This is a genomic window from Variovorax sp. GW822-FHT04E09 (genome assembly GCF_058800845.1).
Genome location: NZ_JBXAMR010000002.1, coordinates 337,150 through 358,451, shown reverse-complemented (window position 1 = coordinate 358,451; position 21,302 = coordinate 337,150). Strand labels below are relative to the sequence as shown.

At 67.9% G+C, this 21,302-nt stretch carries 26 protein-coding genes; 15 read left to right on the top strand and 11 right to left on the bottom strand.

Annotated elements, in window-relative coordinates:
- Nucleotides 1–22: 22 nt before the first annotated feature.
- On the bottom strand, nucleotides 23–481 hold the full coding sequence (locus AC1RL8_RS09020) for a CBS domain-containing protein (protein ID WP_062476634.1): 459 nt from the start codon (nucleotides 479–481) through the stop codon (nucleotides 23–25).
- 148 nt (nucleotides 482–629) lie between these two features.
- On the opposite strand from AC1RL8_RS09020, the gene AC1RL8_RS09015 reads away from it, so the two are divergent.
- Together AC1RL8_RS09015 and AC1RL8_RS09010 are read left to right on the top strand one after the other, a co-directional pair.
- Nucleotides 630–1,940, top strand: a complete 1,311-nt coding sequence (locus AC1RL8_RS09015) for an O-acetylhomoserine aminocarboxypropyltransferase (protein WP_492685080.1) — start codon at nucleotides 630–632, stop codon at nucleotides 1,938–1,940.
- Nucleotide 1,941: 1 nt separating this feature from the next.
- Nucleotides 1,942–2,748 carry an alpha/beta fold hydrolase gene (locus tag AC1RL8_RS09010; RefSeq protein ID WP_492685079.1) on the top strand — a complete coding sequence of 269 codons (807 nt, stop codon included), beginning with the start codon at nucleotides 1,942–1,944 and terminating at the stop codon, nucleotides 2,746–2,748.
- A gap of 30 nt (nucleotides 2,749–2,778) precedes the next feature.
- On the opposite strand, the gene AC1RL8_RS09005 is transcribed toward AC1RL8_RS09010, so the two are convergent.
- Together AC1RL8_RS09005 and AC1RL8_RS09000 are read right to left on the bottom strand one after the other, a co-directional pair.
- A complete protein-coding gene (locus tag AC1RL8_RS09005) occupies nucleotides 2,779–3,444 on the bottom strand; it encodes an NAD-dependent epimerase/dehydratase family protein (protein WP_492685078.1) in 666 nt (221 codons plus the stop codon).
- Nucleotides 3,445–3,465: 21 nt separating this feature from the next.
- Nucleotides 3,466–3,849: a thioredoxin family protein gene (locus tag AC1RL8_RS09000; RefSeq protein ID WP_139705773.1), complete on the bottom strand. Its 384-nt coding sequence runs from the start codon at nucleotides 3,847–3,849 to the stop codon at nucleotides 3,466–3,468.
- Between the two features lie 98 nt (nucleotides 3,850–3,947).
- Here AC1RL8_RS09000 and AC1RL8_RS08995 point away from each other — a divergent pair, with 98 nt between their 5' ends.
- Nucleotides 3,948–4,307: an Mpo1-like protein gene (locus tag AC1RL8_RS08995; RefSeq protein WP_492685077.1), complete on the top strand. Its 360-nt coding sequence runs from the start codon at nucleotides 3,948–3,950 to the stop codon at nucleotides 4,305–4,307.
- Nucleotides 4,308–4,329: 22 nt separating this feature from the next.
- On the opposite strand, the gene AC1RL8_RS08990 is transcribed toward AC1RL8_RS08995, so the two are convergent.
- Nucleotides 4,330–5,541 (bottom strand): YihY family inner membrane protein, encoded by a 1,212-nt coding sequence (locus tag AC1RL8_RS08990; RefSeq protein ID WP_159277647.1) that lies wholly within the window; start codon nucleotides 5,539–5,541, stop codon nucleotides 4,330–4,332.
- 109 nt (nucleotides 5,542–5,650) lie between these two features.
- Here AC1RL8_RS08990 and AC1RL8_RS08985 point away from each other — a divergent pair, with 109 nt between their 5' ends.
- Nucleotides 5,651–6,067, top strand: a complete 417-nt coding sequence (locus AC1RL8_RS08985) for a DUF2069 domain-containing protein (RefSeq protein WP_492685076.1) — start codon at nucleotides 5,651–5,653, stop codon at nucleotides 6,065–6,067.
- Nucleotides 6,064–7,491 carry an FAD-binding oxidoreductase gene (locus AC1RL8_RS08980; RefSeq protein ID WP_159275170.1) on the top strand — a complete coding sequence of 476 codons (1,428 nt, stop codon included), beginning with the start codon at nucleotides 6,064–6,066 and terminating at the stop codon, nucleotides 7,489–7,491. Before AC1RL8_RS08985 ends, AC1RL8_RS08980 begins: the two co-directional genes overlap by 4 nt.
- Here AC1RL8_RS08980 and AC1RL8_RS08975 read toward each other — a convergent pair.
- The 3 genes from AC1RL8_RS08975 to nthA are packed head-to-tail and all read right to left on the bottom strand — an operon-like array spanning nucleotide 7,488 to nucleotide 9,165.
- Entirely contained in the window at nucleotides 7,488–7,865 is a 378-nt protein-coding gene (locus tag AC1RL8_RS08975; RefSeq protein WP_159275169.1) for a nitrile hydratase accessory protein, read from the bottom strand. The two genes, AC1RL8_RS08980 and AC1RL8_RS08975, sit on opposite strands and share 4 nt — an antisense overlap.
- Nucleotides 7,862–8,527 carry a nitrile hydratase subunit beta gene (gene nthB / locus AC1RL8_RS08970; protein WP_159275168.1) on the bottom strand — a complete coding sequence of 222 codons (666 nt, stop codon included), beginning with the start codon at nucleotides 8,525–8,527 and terminating at the stop codon, nucleotides 7,862–7,864. The genes AC1RL8_RS08975 and nthB overlap by 4 nt, the downstream gene beginning before the upstream one ends.
- Nucleotides 8,524–9,165 carry a nitrile hydratase subunit alpha gene (gene nthA / locus AC1RL8_RS08965; RefSeq protein WP_159275167.1) on the bottom strand — a complete coding sequence of 214 codons (642 nt, stop codon included), beginning with the start codon at nucleotides 9,163–9,165 and terminating at the stop codon, nucleotides 8,524–8,526. The genes nthB and nthA overlap by 4 nt, the downstream gene beginning before the upstream one ends.
- A gap of 36 nt (nucleotides 9,166–9,201) precedes the next feature.
- Between nthA and AC1RL8_RS08960 the strand changes: the two genes are divergently transcribed.
- The 3 genes from AC1RL8_RS08960 to AC1RL8_RS08950 are packed head-to-tail and all read left to right on the top strand — an operon-like array spanning nucleotide 9,202 to nucleotide 11,689.
- A complete protein-coding gene (locus AC1RL8_RS08960) occupies nucleotides 9,202–10,041 on the top strand; it encodes a thymidylate synthase (RefSeq protein WP_369644100.1) in 840 nt (279 codons plus the stop codon).
- A gap of 5 nt (nucleotides 10,042–10,046) precedes the next feature.
- Entirely contained in the window at nucleotides 10,047–10,565 is a 519-nt protein-coding gene (locus AC1RL8_RS08955) for a dihydrofolate reductase (RefSeq protein ID WP_070059758.1), read from the top strand.
- Entirely contained in the window at nucleotides 10,562–11,689 is a 1,128-nt protein-coding gene (locus tag AC1RL8_RS08950) for a phosphatidate phosphatase App1 family protein (protein WP_159275165.1), read from the top strand. The genes AC1RL8_RS08955 and AC1RL8_RS08950 overlap by 4 nt, the downstream gene beginning before the upstream one ends.
- A gap of 7 nt (nucleotides 11,690–11,696) precedes the next feature.
- On the opposite strand, the gene AC1RL8_RS08945 is transcribed toward AC1RL8_RS08950, so the two are convergent.
- On the bottom strand, nucleotides 11,697–12,938 hold the full coding sequence (locus tag AC1RL8_RS08945; protein ID WP_159275164.1) for an NADH:flavin oxidoreductase/NADH oxidase family protein: 1,242 nt from the start codon (nucleotides 12,936–12,938) through the stop codon (nucleotides 11,697–11,699).
- A gap of 69 nt (nucleotides 12,939–13,007) precedes the next feature.
- Here AC1RL8_RS08945 and AC1RL8_RS08940 point away from each other — a divergent pair, with 69 nt between their 5' ends.
- Nucleotides 13,008–13,502, top strand: a complete 495-nt coding sequence (locus AC1RL8_RS08940) for a MerR family transcriptional regulator (RefSeq protein WP_095744521.1) — start codon at nucleotides 13,008–13,010, stop codon at nucleotides 13,500–13,502.
- Nucleotides 13,503–13,557: 55 nt separating this feature from the next.
- The gene (locus AC1RL8_RS08935) at nucleotides 13,558–13,797 is read left to right on the top strand and encodes a hypothetical protein (RefSeq protein ID WP_095951069.1); all 240 of its coding nucleotides are present in this window, start codon (nucleotides 13,558–13,560) and stop codon (nucleotides 13,795–13,797) included.
- Nucleotides 13,798–13,810: 13 nt separating this feature from the next.
- Here AC1RL8_RS08935 and gdhA read toward each other — a convergent pair whose 3' ends face one another.
- Entirely contained in the window at nucleotides 13,811–15,154 is a 1,344-nt protein-coding gene (gene gdhA / locus AC1RL8_RS08930) for an NADP-specific glutamate dehydrogenase (protein ID WP_095744520.1), read from the bottom strand.
- Nucleotides 15,155–15,386: 232 nt separating this feature from the next.
- Between gdhA and AC1RL8_RS08925 the strand changes: the two genes are divergently transcribed.
- Nucleotides 15,387–15,878, top strand: coding sequence for a hypothetical protein (locus AC1RL8_RS08925; RefSeq protein WP_492685075.1), 492 nt, complete (start codon nucleotides 15,387–15,389; stop codon nucleotides 15,876–15,878).
- 56 nt (nucleotides 15,879–15,934) lie between these two features.
- On the opposite strand, the gene AC1RL8_RS08920 is transcribed toward AC1RL8_RS08925, so the two are convergent.
- Together AC1RL8_RS08920 and AC1RL8_RS08915 are read right to left on the bottom strand one after the other, a co-directional pair.
- Nucleotides 15,935–16,954 (bottom strand): TRAP transporter substrate-binding protein, encoded by a 1,020-nt coding sequence (locus AC1RL8_RS08920; protein WP_492685074.1) that lies wholly within the window; start codon nucleotides 16,952–16,954, stop codon nucleotides 15,935–15,937.
- A 46-nt stretch (nucleotides 16,955–17,000) separates the two neighbouring features.
- Complete coding sequence (locus AC1RL8_RS08915) at nucleotides 17,001–17,783, bottom strand: IclR family transcriptional regulator (RefSeq protein ID WP_062476577.1); 783 nt, start codon at nucleotides 17,781–17,783, stop codon at nucleotides 17,001–17,003.
- A gap of 197 nt (nucleotides 17,784–17,980) precedes the next feature.
- On the opposite strand from AC1RL8_RS08915, the gene AC1RL8_RS08910 reads away from it, so the two are divergent.
- Genes AC1RL8_RS08910 through AC1RL8_RS08895 form a run of 4 tightly spaced genes read left to right on the top strand, consistent with a single transcriptional unit; the run spans nucleotide 17,981 to nucleotide 21,302 of the window.
- Nucleotides 17,981–18,964: a TRAP transporter substrate-binding protein gene (locus tag AC1RL8_RS08910; RefSeq protein WP_492685702.1), complete on the top strand. Its 984-nt coding sequence runs from the start codon at nucleotides 17,981–17,983 to the stop codon at nucleotides 18,962–18,964.
- Between the two features lie 36 nt (nucleotides 18,965–19,000).
- Nucleotides 19,001–19,462, top strand: coding sequence for a type II 3-dehydroquinate dehydratase (locus tag AC1RL8_RS08905; RefSeq protein ID WP_070059760.1), 462 nt, complete (start codon nucleotides 19,001–19,003; stop codon nucleotides 19,460–19,462).
- Nucleotides 19,459–20,025 carry a TRAP transporter small permease gene (locus AC1RL8_RS08900; protein ID WP_095951047.1) on the top strand — a complete coding sequence of 189 codons (567 nt, stop codon included), beginning with the start codon at nucleotides 19,459–19,461 and terminating at the stop codon, nucleotides 20,023–20,025. The genes AC1RL8_RS08905 and AC1RL8_RS08900 overlap by 4 nt, the downstream gene beginning before the upstream one ends.
- A complete protein-coding gene (locus tag AC1RL8_RS08895) occupies nucleotides 20,022–21,302 on the top strand; it encodes a TRAP transporter large permease (RefSeq protein WP_062476564.1) in 1,281 nt (426 codons plus the stop codon). Before AC1RL8_RS08900 ends, AC1RL8_RS08895 begins: the two co-directional genes overlap by 4 nt.

Sequence of the window (21,302 nt, the reverse complement as noted above, 5' to 3'; positions counted from 1 at the left end):
GTCAGTGGCTGGCTGAAAAGGCTCAGCCGGCCTTTTCGTTGCTCTCGTCTTCCGGCCAGTCGCGGATGTAGGCCTTGAGCATCTTGTTCTCGAAGTTCTGCGCGTCGACCACGGCCTTGGCCACGTCGTAGAAGCTGATCACGCCCATGAGCATGCGCTTGTCCATCACGGGCATGTAGCGCGCGTGGCGCTCCAGCATGATGCGGCGGATTTCGTCGAGGTCGGTTTCGAGCGTGCAGGTGACGGGCGCGTCGTCCATGGCCTTGCGCACCAGCGTGGTCCCGACCTGGCCGCCGTTGTTGACGACCGCCACGATCACTTCACGGAAGGTGAGCATGCCGACCAGGTCGCCGTGCTCCATGACCACCAGCGAACCGATGTCCTTGTCCGCCATGGTCTTGGCGGCTTCCGCCAGCGGGTCGTCGGGCGTGGTGGTGAAGAGCGTGTTGCCCTTGACGCGAAGAATGTCGCTGACTTTCATGGTGGTGCTCCTCTCGGGGATTCGTCGTTCTCGGCGTCGTGCCGATTTGAATATAGCCCACAATCGACGCCGACCCGAACGCCCCTGTCGCCTGTGCAAGCATTGCCGGCGTCACGGGGCATTGCGAAGAGACAACAGAAAGGCCTTCATGCCCGGTTATTCCGACCCCGGTTTCGACACCCTCGCGCTGCACGCCGGCGCCGCCCCCGACCCCACCACCGGCGCGCGGGCCGTTCCCATCCACCTGACGACCTCCTTCGTCTTCGAATCCAGCGACCACGCGGCCGCGCTGTTCAACCTGGAACGCGCCGGCCACGTCTACTCGCGCATCAGCAACCCGACCAACGCGGTGCTGGAGCAGCGCGTGTCGGCGCTCGAAGGCGGCATCGGCGCCATCGCCACGGCCAGCGGCCAGGCGGCGCTGCACCTGTCGGTGGCCACGCTGATGGGCGCGGGCTCGCACATCGTGGCCAGCACGGCGCTGTACGGCGGCTCGCAGAACCTGCTGCACTACACGATGCGCCGCTTCGGCATCGAGACCACCTTCGTGAAGCCCGGCGACCTCGACGCCTGGCGCGCCGCGGTGCGCCCCGAGACCAAGCTCTTCTTCGGCGAGACCGTGGGCAACCCGGGCCTGGACGTGCTCGACATTCCCGCCGTGAGCGACATCGCCCACGAAGCCGGCGTGCCGCTGCTGGTCGACTCCACGCTCACCTCGCCCTACCTCATCAAGCCCTTCGACTGGGGCGCCGACCTGGTCTACCACTCGGCCACCAAGTTCCTGTCGGGCCACGGCACCGTCATTGGCGGCGTGGTGGTCGACGGCGGCAGCTTCGACTGGGAGAAGTCGGGCAAGTTCGCCGAGCTCACACAGGCCTACGACGGCTTCCACAACATGGTGTTCAGCGAGGAAAGCACCGTCGGCGCCTTCCTGCTGCGCGCACGCCGCGAAGGCCTGCGCGACTTCGGCGCCTCGATGAGCCCGCACACGGCCTGGCTGATCCTGCAGGGCATCGAGACGCTGCCGCTGCGCATGGAGCGCCACATCGACAACACGCAGAAGGTGGTCGAGTTCCTGGCCAGCCATCCGTTCGTGTCGCGCGTGGGACATCCGCTGATCGAGTCGCACCCGAGCCATACGCTCGCGCAGAAGCTGCTGCGCCACGGCGCGCGCGGCGCCGGCGCCGTGTTCAGCTTCGACATCAAGGGCAGCCGCGCGCAGGGCAAGGCCTTCATCGAGGCGCTCAAGCTGTTCAGCCACCTGGCCAACGTGGGCGACTGCCGCAGCCTGGTGATTCACCCGGCCAGCACCACGCACTTCCGCATGACCGACGAGGCACTGGCGGGCGCGGGCATTTCGCAAGGCACGATCCGTCTGTCGATCGGGCTCGAAGATCCGGCCGACCTGATCGACGACCTCAAGCGCGCGTTGAAGGCCGCGGAAAAGGCGAGTGCCTGAGATGAACTACACCGTCAACGGCCACGACACCTACTGCTACACCGCCGGCAAGCCCTTCGATGCGGCCAAGCCCACGGTGGTGTTCATCCACGGCGTGCTCAACGACCACAGCGTGTGGATTCTGCAAAGCCGCTGGTTCGCCAACCACGGCTGGAACGTGCTGGCGGTCGACCTGCCGGGCCACTGCAAGAGCGCCGGCGCGCCGCCGGCCAGCGTGGAAGAGGCGGCGCAGTTCGTCATTGCGCTGCTCGACGCGGCCGGCGTGCAGAAGGCCGCGCTGGTCGGCCACAGCTTCGGCTCGCTGATCGCGCTCGAGACCGCGGCGCGCGCGCCGGAGCGCATCACGCAGCTCGCGCTGGTCGGCACGGCCTACCCGATGGTGGTGTCGCCCGCGCTGCTCGAAAGCTCGGTGAGCGATCCGCAGCGGGCCATCGCGATGGTCAACACCTTCTCGCACTCGCTGCTGGCGCCGCCACCTTCGTCGCTCGGCCCGGGCACGTGGCTGTACGGCAGCTCGCGCGCGCTGATGCGCCGCGTGCTCGCGAGCAACCGCGAGGCCAATGTGTTCCACATCGGCTTCAAGGCCTGCAACGACTACGCGAACGGCGAAGCCGCGATGGAGAGGGTGCAGTGCCCCGTGCTGTTCCTCCTGGGCGACGCCGACCAGATGACGCCGCCGCGCGCCACCAAGGCGCTGGTGGGCAAGGCGCGCAACGCCAAGGTGGTGACGGTGCATGCCGGCCACGCGCTGATGAGCGAGGCGCCGGACGAAGTGCTGTTCGCGCTGCGCGACTTCGTCGCGGGCTGAAAGAACGCCGGGCGGTGTTTCAGCTGCTGTTCAGCTGCCCAGGGCGTTGATGTCCGCCGGATCGAGCAGCACCTTGCGTGCGCCCCGGCGCGCCACCGCGAGCATCGCGCGGCCCACCTTCTCCGTGGTGGTCACGCGGTCGGGCCACCAGCGGTGGGCCAGCCCGAGCACGGGCTTGAGCACCACGATCGCGGCGTCGTACAGCGGCGTCTTCGAGCGCACGCCGTGCAGCGGCTGGATCATGCCGGGCCGGAACATGTAGGACGCGCGAAACGGCAGGCGCATCAGCGCGTTCTCGGTCGCGCCCTTCACGCGCGCCCACATGCGTTCGCCGCGCTCGCTGCTGTCGGTGCCCGCGCCCGTCACGTAGGTGAAGGTCATGCCCGGGTTGAGCCGCGCCAGCACGGTGGCCGCCGCGATCGTCAGGTCGTAGGTGATGCGCTTGTACTCGGGCTCCTTCATGCCGACCGACGACACGCCCAGGCAGAAGAAGCAGGCGTCGAAGCCCGTCAGCTGCGACTCGATGGCGCGGTAGTCGAACATGTCTTTGTGCACCAGGTCCTGCAGCTTGGAATGCTGCTGCCCGGTGGCGCTGCGTCCCACGGCCACCACGCGTTCCACGTCGGGCGCCAGCAGGCACTCGCGCAGCACGCCCTGCCCCACCATGCCGGTGGCGCCAAAGATCAGGATGTTCATGGGAAGGAAGCTCCGAAGCGGTCAGACCGCGAAGGCCGCGGGCTTTTTCTCGAGCACGGCCAGCAGCAGGTCGACGTCGAGGCTGGAAGGCTGCGGCGGCTGCAGCGCGCCGAGCAGGCGCGACAGCGTTTCGATGTGCGGCAGCAGCGGACCGAGAAAGCGCGTGCCGTCGGCCCCCGCCACCAGCAGGGTCGGGAAGGTCTCGACGTCGAAGGCATCGGCGATCTCGGCGTGGTCCTCGATGTCGACCCAGGCGAAGCGGAACTGCGGGTGCGCCTTTGCCAGCTCGACCAGCAGCGGCCGGTAGTCGCGGCAGGTGCCGCACCATTCGGCGCACAGGCACACGACCCACAGCGCGTTGGCATCGGCGGAAGAATCGACGGGGACGACGGGAACAGCGCTCAAGGTGGATACGGCGAAGGTGGGATGGCGAACCCGGGTGGTGCGTCCGCGGGGTCGTGGCTATTATCAACAAAGCCCCTGCGGGGCGCAGGAGACCCACGATGAACACCTCCACCCCTGCCGCACAGGACACGCCTGCCACGCCGGCCGCGGTCGATCCGCGCCGCTTCACGAGCTTTGCCGAGTTCTATCCCTTCTATCTGACCGAGCACGCCAACGTCACCTGCCGGCGGCTGCATTTCGCGGGCTCGACGATCTCGCTGCTGTGCCTCGTGGCCCTGGTGGTCACGCTCAATCCGTGGTGGCTGCTGGCCGGGCTGGTGGCGGGCTACGGCTTCGCCTGGGTCGGGCACTTCGGCTTCGAGAAGAACAAGCCCGCCTCGTTCAAACGCCCGCTCTACTCCTTCATGGGCGACTGGGCGATGTACCGCGACATCTGGGCCGGCCGCGTCAAGATCTGACGACCCGAACGCCAGGGCGCTCCTAGATCAATAGCACGTCACCCAGCCGCAGCGTGCGCAGCGGGCCCTTCTGCCACAGGTCTTCGAGCGGCTCCGCGCGCGGCATCAGCAGCTCGCGCAGCAGCGGTTCGATGGGCGTCGACGGGTCGGCCAGCAGCACGTAGCGCGGGTCCTGGTTGGCGGGCTCCTCGGCCAGCGGCGCGATCCAGTCCAGCCGCACCAGCGTCTCGAGCACCGGCGCCAATTGCAGCCCGTCGACCCGCATGCGCGTCAGAAGTTCGCTCGCGCCCATGCCCTTGGCCGGCGTGGCCTGCGCGCGCGCCAGGTGCTGCAGCACCTCCATCGCAAGCTGCATCGGCCAGCCCGCCGCGCCGCCCCGGCGCGCCACGCCCGTCAGCAAACTCGGCAGGTAGGCCGCGATGACGGCGCCCAGCAGCACGATCACCCAGGCCACGTAGATCCACACCAGCAGGATCGGGAAGGTGGCGAAGGCGCCGTACAGCACCGAATAGGTCGGCACCAGGCTCAGGTAGTAGCCCAGCACGCGCTTGGCGATCTCGATGGCCGCCGCCACGAAGATGCCGCCGGCCCAGGCGTGCGACCAGCGCACCGTGGTGTTCGGCACGTAGTGGTACAGCCCGGCCATGCCGGCCGCGAGCAGCAGGAATTCCAGGGTGTCGAAGGCCAGCTTGACGATGCCTCCGCCCACCACGTCGCGCGAAGCGGCGAACACGTACGAGGTGGTCGACAGGCTCACCGCGAGGATCAGCGGCCCGAGCGTGATGGTGGCCCAGTAGATCAGCACCCGCTGCGCCAACGGCCTCGGCGTGCGCACGCGCCAGATGTTGTTGAGCGTCTTGTCGATCGTGAGGATCAGCGCGATGGCGGTGATCAGCAGCACCACCAGGCCCGCGATGCCCAGCCCGCTGGCCTTGCTCGCGAACTGGTTCAGGTAGCCCAGCACCTGGCGCGCGATGTTGTCGGGAATCAGGCTCTCGATCAGCCAGCGCTGCAGGCGGCCCTGCATGGTGGCGAACATCGGGAACACGGTGAACAGCGCAAGCGCCACCGTGAAGAACGGCACCATCGCGATGGTGGTGGTGAAGGTCAGGCTGCTGGCCGTGAGGCCGAGGCGGTCTTCGCGGAAACGCTCCCCCAAGACCGCTGCGGTGTTGCGCCAAGGAAAGCGCGAAAGATCCCTCCAAAGCTGCCGACGATTCATGGCCGGTATCATAGGAGTTGAACTCTCCCCCAGTCTCCGCGCACTTCGTGTCGCTGCGCCAACCCCCTCACCGGGGGCGATACCAGCGGCCCGGCAAAGCCGGTTCCGCGGTATCCCGCTCATGAATGCCAACCAGCCGCTTCCTCCCTCTTCCGTCCGCGCCACCCGATGGGCCGCCGTGGGCAGCCTCGTCGGCCTGATCGTGCTGGGCCTGGCCTGGGAGCTGTGGCTGGCGCCGCTGCGCCCGGGCGGCTCGCTGCTGGCGCTCAAGGTGCTGCCGCTGGTCATTCCGCTCGCGGGGCTCTACAAGAACCGCATGTACACCTACCGCTGGGTCAGCCTGATGATCTGGCTCTACTTCACCGAAGGCGTGGTACGCGCCTGGAGCGACACCAATGGCGTGGGACAAATCCTCGCGCTCGTCGAGGTGCTGCTCTGCCTCGTGCTCTTCGCGGCCTGCGCGTGGCATGTGCGCCTTCGCCTGCGCCACGCCAAGGCCGCTGCTGCTGCCCGTCCCCTGGAGGCTTCCGCCCAATGACCACCTCTTCTTCCCTCCTCGACCAACTGCGCGCCATCGTCGGCGCCACGCACGTGCTGACCGAGGGCGACCTCGCGGCCTACGAGCAGGACTGGCGCAAGCGCGCGCGCGGCAAGTCGCTGGCCGTGGTGCGCCCGGCCAATGCGCAGCAGGTGGCCGACGTGGTCAAGGCCTGCGCCGCGGCCGGCACGGCCGTCATTCCGCAGGGCGGCAACACCGGCCTGGCGGTCGGCTCCATTCCCGACGACAGCGGCACGCAGGTGGTGCTGAGCCTGCAGCGCCTGAACGCCATCCGCAACATCGACGCCGCCAACCTCACGATGACCGTCGAGGCCGGCTGCATCCTGCAGACCCTGCAGGAGACGGCCGAGAAAGCCGGCTACCTGTTCCCGCTGAGCCTGGCGGCCGAGGGCAGCTGCACCATCGGCGGCAACCTCGCGACCAACGCGGGCGGCACGCAGGTCGTGCGCTACGGCAACACGCGCGACCTGTGCCTGGGCCTGGAAGTGGTCACACCGCAGGGCGAGATCTGGGAAGGCACGAGCGGCCTGCGCAAGGACAACACGGGCTACGACCTGCGCGACCTGATCGTCGGCAGCGAAGGCACGCTGGGCGTCATCACCGCCGCCACCATGAAGCTGTACCCGCTGCCCGCCGCGCAGCTCACGGCCTGGGCGGCCGTGCCTTCGCTCGACCACGCGGTCACGCTGCTGGGCCTGGCGCACAAGCACCTGGGTTCGGGCCTCACGGGCTTCGAGGTGATGGGCAAGTTCGCGCTGAGCCTGGTCGACAAGCACATGCCGCAGCTGCGCGTGCCCTTCATCGCCGACGAGGCCGTGCCCTACTGCGTGCTGCTCGAGAACTCCGACAGCGAGTCCGAGGACCACGCCCGCGCGCGCTTCGAGGCGCTGCTCGAAACCGCCTTCGAAGACGGCTGCGTGACCGACGCGGTGGTGGCCGAGAACCTCACGCAGGCGCACCAGCTCTGGCACATCCGCGAGAGCATTCCGCTCGCACAGGCCGAAGAGGGGCTGAACATCAAGCACGACATCTCGATCCCCGTGTCGCGCATCCCGGCCTTCGTGGAAGCCACCGACGCCCTGCTGAAACGCGAGATCGCCGGCGTGCGGCTCGTGAACTTCGGCCACCTGGGCGACGGCAACCTGCACTACAACGTGCAGGCGCCCGAGAACATCGACACCAAGGCGTTCTTGAAGAACGAGGAAGAGCGCATCAACACGCTGGTCTACGACGCGGTCGAGCAGTTTGGCGGCTCGTTCTCGGCCGAGCATGGCGTGGGCTCGCTCAAGGTCGACAAGCTCGAGAAGCACAAGTCGCCGGTGGCGCTGGAGATGATGCGGGCGATCAAGCGCGGGCTCGACCCGAAGAACATCCTGAACCCGGGGCGCGTGATCCGGGTCTAGCCAGAAAAATCCTCGCCGCGCAGCTCGATCGGCTGGCCATGCGGCGTGCGCTCCGCCGCGTGGTCCCAGGCGTGGCGGTAGCGGGCCAGCTCATCGCCGGAACTCGCGCCCTTGCGGGCCACGAGGCCTTCGAGTGCGGCGAGCCAGTGGCGGTAGTAGGTGTCGCCCGTGTCCGGGTCGCCCGCGGCCTGCGCGGCGGTGATCTGGGCGGCCAGCGCCTCGGCCCATTCGACCCAGCTGAACAGCCCGCGCTCGTGCAACGCCAGCGTCATCGCGAAGGCCTGCGCCTCCCACGGTTCCCTGAACACCGGCCCGTCGGCGTCGCGCGGCATGCCCGGGGCGAGTGCGAGCGGCGGCATGTCGTTCGCCTTCATGCCGCGGGCTCCAGGTAGCTTTCCCACGCATCGACGGACACGGCCAGGTTCTGGCGCGGCGCGCCGTCGCCCCACAGCTCGGCCTCGTCGAAGACCACGGTGTAGAGCCATTGCGGCTGCTCGCCCAGGCCCTGCGCATTCGCATCGGCGAACACGTGCGCGCCGTGGATGTGTTCGATCGTGCCGCGCTTGCCCTGCACATAGGCCGGCAGGCGCGTGTGGTGGTCGACGCGCCCGAGGTGCATGCGCACGGCCTGCCCGACCGCAAAGCGCGCAGGCGCCGATGCGGGGCGCTCGGTGCCGGAGCCCTTGGCGAGCACGGCGGGCACGTTCTCGGCCTGCAGCACGCGGGCGACCGGCGCGGCCGGATGGTGCATCTGCCCGGACGCGATCTCGTCCGCGAAGACCTGGCCGCGTTGCAGCATGAGCTGCTCCAGCGCGCCGAGCCAGATCTGGTAGTAGCTCAGGTCGCGGTAGTCGGACAGCGTCTCGCGCGCGGCGCGGCTGGTGTCGATGTTCCAGGAGCCGGTCGCACCCATGGCCAGGGTGAGCGCCAGCGCGCGCGGCTCCCAGGCGCCATGGAACAGCTCGCCTTCGGGCTCGGGCGTGACGGGGCCGAAGCCGGGTTGTCCGCCGAGGTCGGCATGCGTCGTGTAGGTCATGTCGTGCTCCTTGCCGACGGCGCCTCGACCACGCGCGTGCCGATCATCGAATCGCGCGAGACCAGCGCGGCGAGTTCGTCTTCGCTCCAGCCCTCGGTGCCCGCCGGGCGCTGCGGGATGACAAGGTAGCGCACCTCGGCGGTCGAGTCCCAGACGCGGATGCGCGTGGTCTCGGGCAAGGTGGTGCCGAAGTCGGCCAGCACCCCGCGCGGGTCTTTCACGGCGCGCGAGCGGTAGGGCGCGCTCTTGTACCAGGTGGGCGGCAGGCCGAGCACGGGCCAGGGGTAGCAGCTGCACAGGGTGCAGACGACCATGTGGTGCTGGTCGTTGGTGTTGGCCACGGCCACCATGTGCTCGCCCTGTCGGCCCGTGTAGCCCAGCGAGGCGATGGCTGCCGTGGCGTCGGCCATCAGCCAGTCATGGAAGCTCGGGTCGACCCAGGCCCGTGCCACCACCCGTGCGCCGTTGCGCGGGCCGATGCGGGTCTGGTAGGTGTCGATCAGCGCATCGAGCGCGGCGGGGTCGATGTAGCCTTTTTGCGTGAGCACGCTTTCGAGGGCGCGCACGCGCAGGTCCATCTCGCCGAGTTCGCTGCTGTGGTCGTGGGAATGGTCGTGGGAGTGGTCATGGCCGGTCATCGGCCGATGCTAGCGCCGCCCCGTAAAATTCCCAACATGACCCTCCCTGCCCGCCCCGTCCGCTCCCAGTACGAAGATTTCATGCGCCACGTCGACACGCACGGCGTGTTCAAGAGCGACCGCACGGGCACGGGCACCAAGAGCGTGTTCGGCCACCAGATGCGCTTCGACCTGAACGAGGGCTTTCCGCTGGTGACCACGAAGAAGGTGCACCTCAAGTCCATCATCCAGGAGCTGCTGTGGTTCCTGACCGGCTCCAGCAACAACAACTGGCTCAAGGAACGCGGCGTCACCATCTGGGACGAATGGGCGCGCGAAGACGGCGACCTGGGCCCGGTGTACGGCGTGCAGTGGCGCAGCTGGCCCACGCCCGACGGCGGCCACATCGACCAGATTTCCGACGTCATCAAGACGCTGAAGAGCAACCCCGACTCGCGCCGCATCATCGTGAGCGCCTGGAACGTGGCCGAGCTGTCGAAGATGGCGCTCATGCCCTGCCACGCCTTCTTCCAGTTCTACGTGGCGCCGCCGCAGGCCGAAGGCGAGCGCGGCAAGCTCAGCTGCCAGCTCTACCAGCGCAGCGCCGACATCTTCCTGGGCGTGCCCTTCAACATCGCGAGCTACGCGCTGCTCACGCACATGGTGGCGCAGCAGTGCGACCTCGACGTGGGCGATTTCATCTGGACCGGCGGCGACTGCCACATCTACAGCAACCACGCCGAGCAGGTGAAGCTGCAGCTCAGCCGCACGCCCTTCCCCTACCCCACGCTGCACATCAAGCGCAAGCCCGACTCGATCTTCGACTACCAGTACGAAGACTTCGAAGTGCTGGACTACAAGCACGGCGATCCGATCAAGGCGCCGGTGGCGGTGTGAGTGCCATGAGTGCCGCCACGCCCCGCATCAACCTGATCTTCGCGCGCGCCGCCAACGGCGTGATCGGCGTGAACAACACCATCCCCTGGCACCTGCCCGAGGACATGGCGCATTTCAAGCAGCAGACCGCGGGCGCGCCCGTGGTGATGGGCCGCAAGACCTGGGATTCGCTGCCCCCGCGCTTTCGTCCGCTGCCGGGCCGCCGGAACATCGTGGTCACCAGGCAAACCGATTGGCAGGCCGAAGGCGCGCAAGCGGTCGGCAGCCTGCCCGATGCGCTGTCGCTGTGCACGCCGGCGGACTCACCCGAAGTCTGGGTCATCGGCGGCGCACAGATCTACGCCGAAGCCGAGCCGCTGGCCCAGCGCGCCGTGGTCACCGAGATCGCACGCGACTACGAGGGCGACGCGCACGCCCCCGTGCTCGACGCCGCCGTGTGGCGCGAGACGCAGCGCGAGTCGCACGTCTCGGCCAAGGACGGCCTGCCCTTCAGCTTCGTGACCTACGAACGCGTCACTGCATGACGATCAAGCACCGCGCGCCCGGTACCTCGCCACAACTGTCGCGTCGCACCGTGCTGGCCGGTGCCGCCCTGCTCGCGGGCCTCGCGCCGCTGCAGGCCCTGCAGGCCGCCGGGCCGCTGGAGTCGGACGAAGAGGCGCTGTTCATGCCCGGCACCGCGCGCCCCACGGCCGACGGCCGGCTCGAGGTCGACGTGCATGCCTGGGTGTTCGAGCGCGAGCACCGCTGGGGCCTGGACGCCGCGCTCGCGCGCTACCTCGGCATGAACCTGAAGAAGCTCACGCCGGCCGCGCGGCTGCGCTTCAGCCAGCGCACGGCGCTGTTCCATGCCGAGTCGGAAGAAGACAAGGTGATCGACGTCGTCTTCGACGGCTCGGCCACGCGCCTCACGATGCCGCCCACGGGCGCCGACGGCCGCAGCAACCTGCGCGCGGTCGTCGAGGCCTCGCACATCCCGGCGTCGCAGGAGTGGCTGCCCTTCCATGGCGTGACCGGTCCGGGCGAGCTGCTGCCGCGCTTTCGCGGCCGTGCGCAGATCGTGCCGGCGCAGGGCGTGTCGGTCATCTCGGACATCGACGACACCATCAAGCGCACGCAGGTGCGCGACCGGCGCGAGATGCTGCTGAACACCTTCGCGCGCCGCTTCGAGGCTGCGCCAGGCATGGCGGCGTACTACCGCGCGCTGGCGCAGGCGCCGGGCACGCGCTTTCACTACCTCTCGGGCAGCCCGATCCAGCTGTACCCGGCGCTCACCGACTTCATTCGCGATGCCGACTTTCCCGCCGGCAGCATGCACCTGCGCGAGAGCACGACGTGGCGCACGCTGATCCCCAGCGCCGAAGACTCGCGCGCGCACAAGCTCGGCGTGATCGAACGGCTGCTGGCCGAATTTCCGCAGCGCCGCTTCCTGCTCGTGGGCGATTCGGGCGAGGCCGATCCCGAGATCTATGCGCAGGTGTTCCGTGCGCATCCGCAGCGCATCGACGGCATCGTGATCCGCGACGTGACCGACGAGAACCGGCTGTCCGATCGCTACCGCGCCACCTTCGAAGGCATCGCGCCCGTGGTCTGGCACCTGCTGCGGCCCGACACCACCGCCTGGCCGATTCAACCGGCCAATCGATAGCGGCGGCTCACGCCGTGCGCGCTCCCAACCAGCGCCGGTAGCGCTTTGTCAGCCGCTTCGTGCGCAGCTGGTCGAGCACCAGGGTCAGGAACGGCGAATGCGCGGGCGCGCTGTTGCGGCCCGGGCGCAGCGTGCGCAGCCGGCGCTTCACCAGCGCCATGCGCGCCAGCGCGGCCATGACCTGGTCCTTCCAGTCGACCTGCGGGCTCTGCGCCGCCGCGTCTTCGCCCGCGCGCCAGCGTGCGGGCAGGTCGGGCGCCACGGCCAATGCGGTGGCCATGCCCACCACGGCGACGCCTTCTCCCAGCACCCGTTCGGCGACGGCGCGGCGCACGATGCCGCCCGTGGTCATGACCGGCATGCGCGCCTCGGCGGCCAGCTCCCGGGCGAACTCCAGGAAGTAGGCCTCGCGCGCCAGCGTGCGGCCGTCGGCGGTGCGGCCCTGCATCGCCGGGCTCTCGTAGCTGCCGCCGGACAGTTCAACCAGGTCCACGGCCTCGTCGTTGAGCCAGCGGATGACCTGCTTCGCATCGTTCTCCGAGAAGCCGCCGCGCTGGAAGTCGGCGGAGTTGAGCTTCACGGCCACGGCGAAGCCGCGCGCCACGCGGGCCCGCACTGCACGCACCACGTCGAGCAGGAAGCGCGCGCGGTTCTCCAGGCTGCCGCCCCAGGCATCGGTGCGCTGGTTGGTCAGCGGCGACAAAAACTGCGAGAGCAGATAGCCGTGCGCCGCATGCACCTGCACGCCGGTGAAGCCCGCGCGCTCGGCGGCCTGCGCCGTGGCGGCGAAGCGGTCGACGGTCTCGGCGATCTCCGCCTCGCTCATGGCCCGTGGCTGCACGAAAAGCTTGCTGTGCTTGCCCAAGTCGAGCGCCACCGACGACGGCGCCCAGGCCGTGCCGCCCATGCTGGTCTGCACCTGGCGGCCCGGATGGTTGATCTGCATCCACACCTGCGCGCCGCCGCTGCGCGCGGCCGTGGCCCATTCAGTGAAGCGCTCGAGCGGCGTGCCGGCTTCGAGCACGACGCCGCCCGGGCCGGTGAGCGCGCGGCCGTCGATCATCACGTTGCCCGTGAGGATCAGGCCCGCCCCGCCCTGCGCCCAGACGCGGTACAGGTCGTGCAATGCCGCGCCCGGCAGTTGCCCGGCATCGGCCATGTTTTCCTCCATGGCGGCCTTGGCCAGGCGGTTGGGCAGGACGCTCCCGTTGGGCAGGGTCAGCGGCAGGAAAAGCGGCGAGGAGTTCACGATGAGGACCGGGTGGTGGAGTGGAAAAACCCGATGCTAAGATTCAAGCCAACTTGAAGGTCAAGCGATATGAAGATCGGTGAACTGGCAGACAAGACCGGCATGGCGCCCTCGGCCATCCGCTTCTACGAACAAAGCGGCCTGCTGCCCGCGCCCGAGCGCGGCGCCAATGGGTACCGCGTCTACACCGAGGCCGCGCTCAAGCGGCTGCAGCTGATCCAGATCGCGCAGAACCTCGGCTTCTCGCTGGACAGCCTGCGCAGCGCCTTCGCAGGCTGCGAGGTCTTTTCGGGGGACGACCTGCTCGAACGTCTCGACGGCCGCGTGCGCGAAATCGACCAGCTCATGGCCGGCCTGCGCGCGCAGCGGCGCGACCTGACCGACCTGCGCACCACCTTGCGCCAGACCTGGGCCGCTGGCGAATGCATGGACCCCGCCACGCTGGCCGAAAGCATGGCTACGACCAGAAACAAAGTGGCACGTCCCTCGCGCCCGCAGAAAGAACTGGAAACTTCGGTACACGCCTCGAAAGGCATGCGCGGCGCAGGGTTTAGACAGCGCTAATTGTTTGTGCGCACAATGTCCAAACCGCCCTCCCCTCAACACAAGGAGACGACCCATGTCCATGGAATTTCTTCGGACCCTCGCCGAGCAGAAATTGCCATACGTCCTCCACACGCCCGCAGACATCGACAGGCTGCGCGTGCTGCGTGCCGCCGATCTCGTGACTGCCTTCATTCCGCCGTCGGAGCACGCGCCCGACGAGCGCGCGATCCATCAGCTGGCCCAGGTGGAATCGATCACCGCGAAGGGCCGCCTGGCCCTGAACAAGGCGACCTCTTCGTTCATCGAACTCTGACGAACCCGAATCGTCAGACCACGCCCTGCGCCAGCATCGCATCGGCCACGCGCACGAAGCCGGCGATGTTCGCGCCATCCACGTAGCTCACGCTGCCGTCGGCGCGCGAACCGTAGTGCAGGCACGACTCGTGGATGCCCTGCATGATCTGCAGCAGGCGCGCATCGACCTCGTCGCGCGTCCATGACAGGCGCGCTGCGTTCTGGCTCATCTCCAGGCCCGACGTGGCCACGCCGCCCGCGTTGCTGGCCTTGCCCGGCGCGTACAGCACGCCGTGGCCTTCGAGCACCTTCACGGCCTCCATGGTCGAGGGCATGTTGGCGCCTTCGGCCACGCACACCACGCCGTTCTTCACCAGCGTGCGCGCGTCTTCCTCGTTGAGCTCGTTCTGCGTGGCGCTGGGCAATGCCACGTCGACCGGCACGTGCCACGGCGTGGCGCCGGCCACGAAGCGGGTGCCGGTGCGCTCGGCGTAGTCGCTCACGCGGCCGTAGAGGTGGTTCTTCACGTCCATCAGCACGGCGAGTTTTTCAGGCGTGAAGCCTTCCTCGTCGACCACGGTGCCGCTCGAATCGGACACCGTGACCACCTTGGCGCCCAGCGCCATGGCCTTCTCGATGGTGTACTGCGCCACGTTGCCCGCGCCCGAGACGCTCACGCGCAGGCCGTCGAAGCTGCGGCCCTTGCGCTTGAGCATTTCCTGCGCGAAGTAGACGTTGCCGTAGCCGGTGGCTTCAGGGCGGATCAGCGAGCCACCGAAGCTCAGGCCCTTGCCGGTGAACACGCAGTCGGCGCGGTTGGTGAGCTTCTTGACCATGCCGGCCATGAAGCCGACCTCGCGCCCGCCCACGCCCACGTCGCCGGCCGGCACGTCGGTGTCGGAGCCCACGTGACGGAACAGCTCGGTCACGAGCGCCTGGCAGAAGCGCATCACCTCGCCCTGGCTCTTGCCCTTGGGGTCGAAGTCGGCGCCGCCCTTGCCGCCGCCCATGGGCAGCGTGGTCAGCGCGTTCTTGAAGGTCTGCTCGAAGGCCAGGAACTTGAGGATTGACAGGTTCACCGAGGGGTGGAAGCGCATGCCACCCTTGTAGGGGCCGATGGCCAGGCTGTGCTGGATGCGGAAGCCGCGGTTGACCTGCACCTCGCCGTGGTCGTCCACCCAGGACACGCGGAACATGATCACGCGCTCGGGCTCCACCAGCCGCTCCAGCAGGCTGTGGCTCGTGTACTTGGGGTGCTTCTCGATGTAGGGCCACAGGCTCTCCATCACTTCGGTCACGGCCTGCAGGTACTCGGGCTGTCCGGGGTTGCGTTGTGCGACGTGTGCGAGGAACCCCCCGACGGATGCGTGCTTCATTCCAATCAATCCTCTGTTTTCCAAAACGGTGCATAACCTTATGCGAATCCTGCATTTTGCCGGATCGGAGAACCAGATTGAGGCGCAAAGCCCTAACAAGGTGCGTTGTTTGGGGCGTGTGGCGTGGCAAGGCCCCAACTTGGAACATCACCGGAGCGCACCGGCGCACCCGCAAAAAGCGGTCAGAATCCCGCCCCGCGCCCTCCCGCACGGCCCGTCTCGGAATTCAAAGATGCAGATCAGCTACCGCTTCCAGTTCTCGCAGGCGCATGTGCTCACCGGCTTCCTGCGCAACCTGCAGCAGGTCTGGTGGGTCCGGTTCAAGTGGCCGTTGGCGCTGCTGTTCGCCCTGGCCCTGGCCATATGCGTCTACGAAGGGTTTCCCGTCCTGGCGGTCGTTTTCGCGGTGGGCATCGCGCTGCTGCTGAGCGCGCCGGCCATCGCCCGGCTGGCCCTCCATCGCTTCAGGCAGAGCCCCTTCTACAACGACGAGATCGACTTCTCGCTGTCGGAGAGCGGCTCCCACGCACGGGGCCGCCACAGCGAGGTGCGCCACGGCTGGGAGGCCTACACCAAGGCCCGCCGCTTCAAGGACGGCCTGCTGCTGTGCCACGGCCCGGACGCCTTCCACTGGCTGCCCGATGCGGCCGCGGCCGATCCGGCGGCCATTGCAGCGGCGCAGCAGCTCGCACGCGCGCGCATCCGGGACTACCGCGAGCTCTGACCGGGAACCGTGGACGATGAAGGCAAGGCGCCCCGGATCAAGGGCGCGCCCGCCTGCTACTTGCGCGCCTTCTCGATCTCCGCCATCAGTTCCTTAACGGTGGCCTCGCCGACCGAGGCCGTGTACTTGTCGATCACCGGCTTCACCTTGGCGCGCAGCTTCGCCATCTCTTCGGGCGGCAGTTCGGAGACCGTCATGCCGGCCTTCTTGAGCGCATCGAGCGCGCTGTCGGCGGCGCCGCGCGAGGCCTGGCGCTGGAACGCGGTCGCTTCGGCGGCGGCCTCGTTGACGATCTTCTTTTCGTCGGCACTCATGCCGTCCCAGGTCTTGCGGCTGATCAGCAGCGCCTGCGGGTTGTAGATGTGGCGGGTCTGGGTGATGTACTTCTGCACTTCCGCGAACTTGGACGACAGGATGGTCGTGTTCGGGTTCTCCTGGCCGTCGACCGCCTTCTGGTCGAGCGCGGGGTACAGCTCGGGGAACGGCAGCGGCGTGGCGTTGGCGCCCAGCGCGCTGAACATGTCGATGTAGATCGGCGACTGGATCACGCGGATCTTCAACCCCGCGATGTCGTCAGCCTTGACGATCGGGCGCTTGCTGTTCGTCAGGTTGCGAAAGCCCAGGTCCCAGTAGCCCAGGCCGTGCAGCGCCTTGTCTTCCAGCTTGGCCATCAGCTTCTGGCCGAAGGGGCCGTCGGTGACGACGTCGGCTTCCTTGCCGCTGTTGAAGAGGAACGGGAAGTCGTAGGCCGCGAACTCTTTCACCTGCGCCGACAGGATGCCGGCGTTGAGCACGGTCATCTCCACCGTGCCGCCCTGCAGCGCCGACACGGTCTGCAGGTCGCCGCCGAGCGTGCCGCCCGGGAACAGCTTCACGGTGATCTTGCCGCCCGACTTCGCGGCCACGAGGTCGGCGAACTTCTGCGCGCCCTGCGCCTGCGGATGACCGGCCTGGTTCTGGAACGCGAACTTGATGGTGCGCTCCTTGAGCTGCGCGAACGCACCAGGGGCGGCGAACGCGAGGGCCGCCGCCATGGCGGCCAGCAGCAGGGTGCGCTTCGAATGCTTCGTCTTCATGGTGATGTCTCCTTCTCTTTGTTGGGGATGGTGCAAACGGCTGGGCCTACGCCCTCTTCTTGAACAACGCCGAGGCCCCGCTGGCGCGCGCCACCTCCTCGGCGGCCTGGCACAGCGCCGGCCCCAGCGCTTCCATGCGCTGCGGCGTGAGCCGCACCGACGGGCCCGCGATGGTGACGACCCCGATTGCCGTGCCGTCGGCGCCGAACACGGGCGCGGCCATGGCGGTCATCGCGGGCGCGAACACCTCGTTGATCATGCTGAAGCCGCGCTGGCGCGCCGCCTTCACGAAAGCCATCACGGCCTTGAGCGACGTGGGGGCCTTGGGGCCGTAGTCCTCGGGCTTGCCCAGCCCCTTCTTGGCGACGAGCGCCATCGCGTCGTCCTCGCCCATGGTGGACAGCCACGCGTGCCCGGCTGCGCTGCACGAGAGCGCCACCGACAGGCCCATGTCGGGGTCGTAGCGCAGGCCATGCGTGGCGCCTTGGGCCTTCGCGACAAAGGTCAGGTCTTCGCCGTCGACCACCGCCAGGCGCACGAGCTCGCCCGAGGTCGAGGCCAGCTGGTCGAGCAGCGGCTGCGCGATGTCGACGATGCCCGAGCGGCTGAGGAACGACAGGCTGATCGAGACCAGCTTGATGGTCAGCACGTAGTGGCCGTCGCGCGCCTCCTGTCGCACGTAGCCGCAGCGGATGAGCTCCGCGAGCAATCGGTGCGATGCACTCAATGGGATCTGCAATTCGCTGGCCAACGCCGACAGCGCGCACCCCTCGGGATGCTCCGCCAGATGTTCCAGCACCTTGAAGCTGCGTTCCAGTATTCCGCTCATTTCGTCCTCCAGATGTCGTCTCGTCAACGCGGGCGATGCGGCCCGCCACTCAGGGTCCGCCAGCGTAGCAGAACTCGGGGAAGGGATTTCCATTATGGAAATTCTTTCCAACAAAAATACGATCGCCTCCGTCCGGCATTTTTTTCTTTCCCCCTTTCTTCCTTCCCGCCCGAGGACCCTTCGTGAAACTTCTTCGTATGCTTGCCGTGGCCGGCCTGTGCGCCGGCCTCACCGCCCCGTCGTGGGCGCAGCAGGAGCGCGTGATCCGCTTCGGCCACCTGAACAACGCCGACCATCCCGTGAGCTTCGGCGTCAAGCGCTTTGCCGAACTCCTGTCGGCCAAGAGCGGCGGCAAGATGAAGGTCCAGGAGTTCCCCGCCTCGCAGTTGGGCAACGAGATGCAGCAGCAGTCGGCCCTGCAGGGCGGCGTGCAGCAGATGTCGGCACCGGCCACCACGTCGCTCGCAGGCATCGTCAAGGAGTTCGGCCTCGTCGACTTCCCCTTCTCGGTGAACAACTTCGCACAGGCGGATGCGCTGCTCGACGGGCCGTTGGGTCAGGCGCTGATCGCCAAGCTCCCCGAGAAGGGCCTTGTCGCCCTGGGCTACTGGGACCTGGGCTTTCGCAACGTCACGAACAGCAAGCGCCCGATCACCAAGCCTGAAGACCTTGAAGGTCTGAAGATCCGCGTGATCCCCAATCCCGTGTTCCTGGAGACCTTCAAGGCCTTCAAGGCCAACCCGGTGCCCATGCCCTTTGCCGAGCTGTACGGCGCGCTCGAAGCCAAGGCCGTGGACGGCCAGGAGAACCCCTATGCGGTGATCCTGTCGAACAAGTTCTACGAAGTGCAGAAGTTCGTCAGCGCCACCAACCATGTGTACGCCGCCAACATCGTGCTGGTGAGCAAGAAGTTCTGGGACTCGCTCACGCCGGCCGAGCAGAAGATGATGAACGACGCGGCCAACGAGGCACGCGGCTACCAGCGACAGGTCAGCCGCGCCGCCGCGCAGAAGGCCGTGGGCGACCTGCAGGCCAAGGGCGCGCAGTTCAACGAACTCTCACCAGCTGAACAGAAGCGCATGCGCGACATCGCCAAGCCCGTCGTCGACAAGTTCGCCGCCCAGTACGACCCCGCCATCGTCAAGCTCTACAACGACGAGCTCCTGCGCATCCGCAAGTAAGTCAGCAAGCCAGCCCGTCCCTCACCGAAGCTCCCCATGAAGATCCTCGTTCTCCACGGCCCCAACCTCAACCTGTTCGGTCGCCGCGAACCGCACATCTACGGCAAGACCACGCTCGCCGAAATCAACGCGCAGCTGCAGGCCCTCGCCGTCGAACTCGGCGTGACGCTGGACACCATCCAGTCGAACCACGAAGGCGACCTGATCGACTTCCTGCACACCCACATTGACGATGCGCAGGGCGCGCTGGTGAACCCCGCCGGCCTCACGCAGCACGGCGTGCCGCTGCACGACGCGATCAAGGCCATGCCGTTCCCGACCATCGAGGTCCACATGTCCAACATCGCCGCGCGCGAAGCATGGCGTGCGCATTCGATCATTTCGCCGGCAGTGAAGGGCACGGTCCAGGGCCTGGGCCCGCTGTCGTACCTGGCGGCGCTGCGCGCGCTGGTCGACATGCAGCGCCAGGCGCAAGCGCAAGCACAGGCCTCCGCATGACCCGCTGGCTCGACCGGTGCTGCACCGGCATCGAGGCGCTGATCGCGGCCGCGCTCGCGGTCATGGTCGTGCTCGTGTTCGGCAACGTGGTGCTGCGCTACGGCTTCAACTCGGGCATCACCGTGTCCGAGGAAATCTCGCGCTGGCTCTTCATCTGGATGACCTTCCTGGGCGCCGTGGTGGCGCTGAAGGAGCACGGGCACCTGGGTGTCGACATGGTGGTGCAGAAGCTGCCCCCCATCGGCAAGAAGATCTGCCTGGCCGTCGGCCATGTGGTCATGCTCTACATCGTCTGGCTGCTGCTGCAGGGCAGCATCGCGCAGGCGCGCATCAACTGGGACGTGACGGCGCCCGTCACCGGCGCCTCGATGGCCATCGTCTACGCGGCGGGCATCGTGTTCTCGGTGCTGGCCGGGCTCATCCTGGCGCTCGACCTGCTGCGCCTGCTCACGGGGCGCATCGCCGACCATGAACTGGTGATGGTGCAGGAGTCGGAAGAAGCGGTGCAGCTGCAGCAGATCCTGGGTTCGCAAGACGCCAAGGAACCGGGGGCACGGCCATGACCATCGCTGTTTTCGTCGGCTCGCTGCTGCTCGCCATGGCGATGGGCATTCCCATCGCCTTCTCGCTGCTGGCCAGCGGCGTCGCGCTGATGTGGCATCTCGACCTGTTCGACGCGCAGATCCTCACGCAGAACGTGATCGGCGGCGCCGACAGCTTTCCGCTGCTGGCCGTGCCCTTCTTCATGCTCGCGGGCGAGATCATGAACGTGGGCGGGCTGTCCAAGCGCATCGTCGACTTCGCGCTCGCGCTGGTCGGCCATGTGAAGGGCGGCCTGGGCTACGTGACCATCATGGCCGGCTGCCTGCTGTCGGCGCTCTCGGGCTCGGCCGTGGCCGACGCCGCCGCGCTCACCGCGCTGCTGCTGCCGATGATGGTGCGCGCGGGCCACGACAAGCCGCGCGCGGCCGGCCTCATTGCGGCCACCGGCGTGATCGGCCCCGTGATTCCGCCGAGCATCGGCCTGGTGATCTTCGGCGTGGCGGCCAACGTGTCGATCTCCAAGCTGTTTCTCGCGGCCATCGTGCCGGGCCTGCTGATCGGCGGCGCGCTGTGGATCACCTGGGCCTGGCTGGTGCGGCGCGAAAAGATCGTGCCGCCGCCGCGCAAGTCGTCGGCCGAAATCGCCGCCGCCTTCCGCAACGCACTGTGGGCGCTGATGCTGCCGGTGATCATCCTCGTGGGCCTGCGCATGGGCGTGTTCACGCCCACCGAAGCCGCGGTGGTGGCCGCCGTGTACGCGCTGTTCGTGTCGACGGTGGTGTACCGCGAGATCACCTGGAAGGACCTGTACGCCATCTTCGTGAGCGCAGCCAAGACCAGCGCCATCGTGATGTTCCTGATTGCCGCGGCGATGGTGAGCGCCTGGCTCATCACGGTGGCCGACCTGCCCTCCAAGATCGTGGGCATGCTGCAGCCGTTCATGGGCAATCAGATGCTGCTCATGATCGCGATCATGGTGCTCGTGATGGTGGTGGGCACGGCGATGGACATGACGCCCACCATCCTCATCCTCACGCCGGTGCTCATGCCCGTGGTGAAGGCGGCCGGCATCGACCCCGTGTACTTCGGCGTGCTGTTCATCATCAACAACTCGATCGGGCTCGTCACGCCGCCGGTGGGCACGGTGCTCAACGTGGTGGCCGGCGTCGGCAAGATCTCGATGGACGACGTCACGCGCGGCGTGGTGCCGTTCATGCTGGCCGAGTTCGCGATCCTGTTCGTGATGGTGGCGTTTCCGCAGCTGGTGATCGTGCCGGCGCGGTGGTTCGGGGGCTGA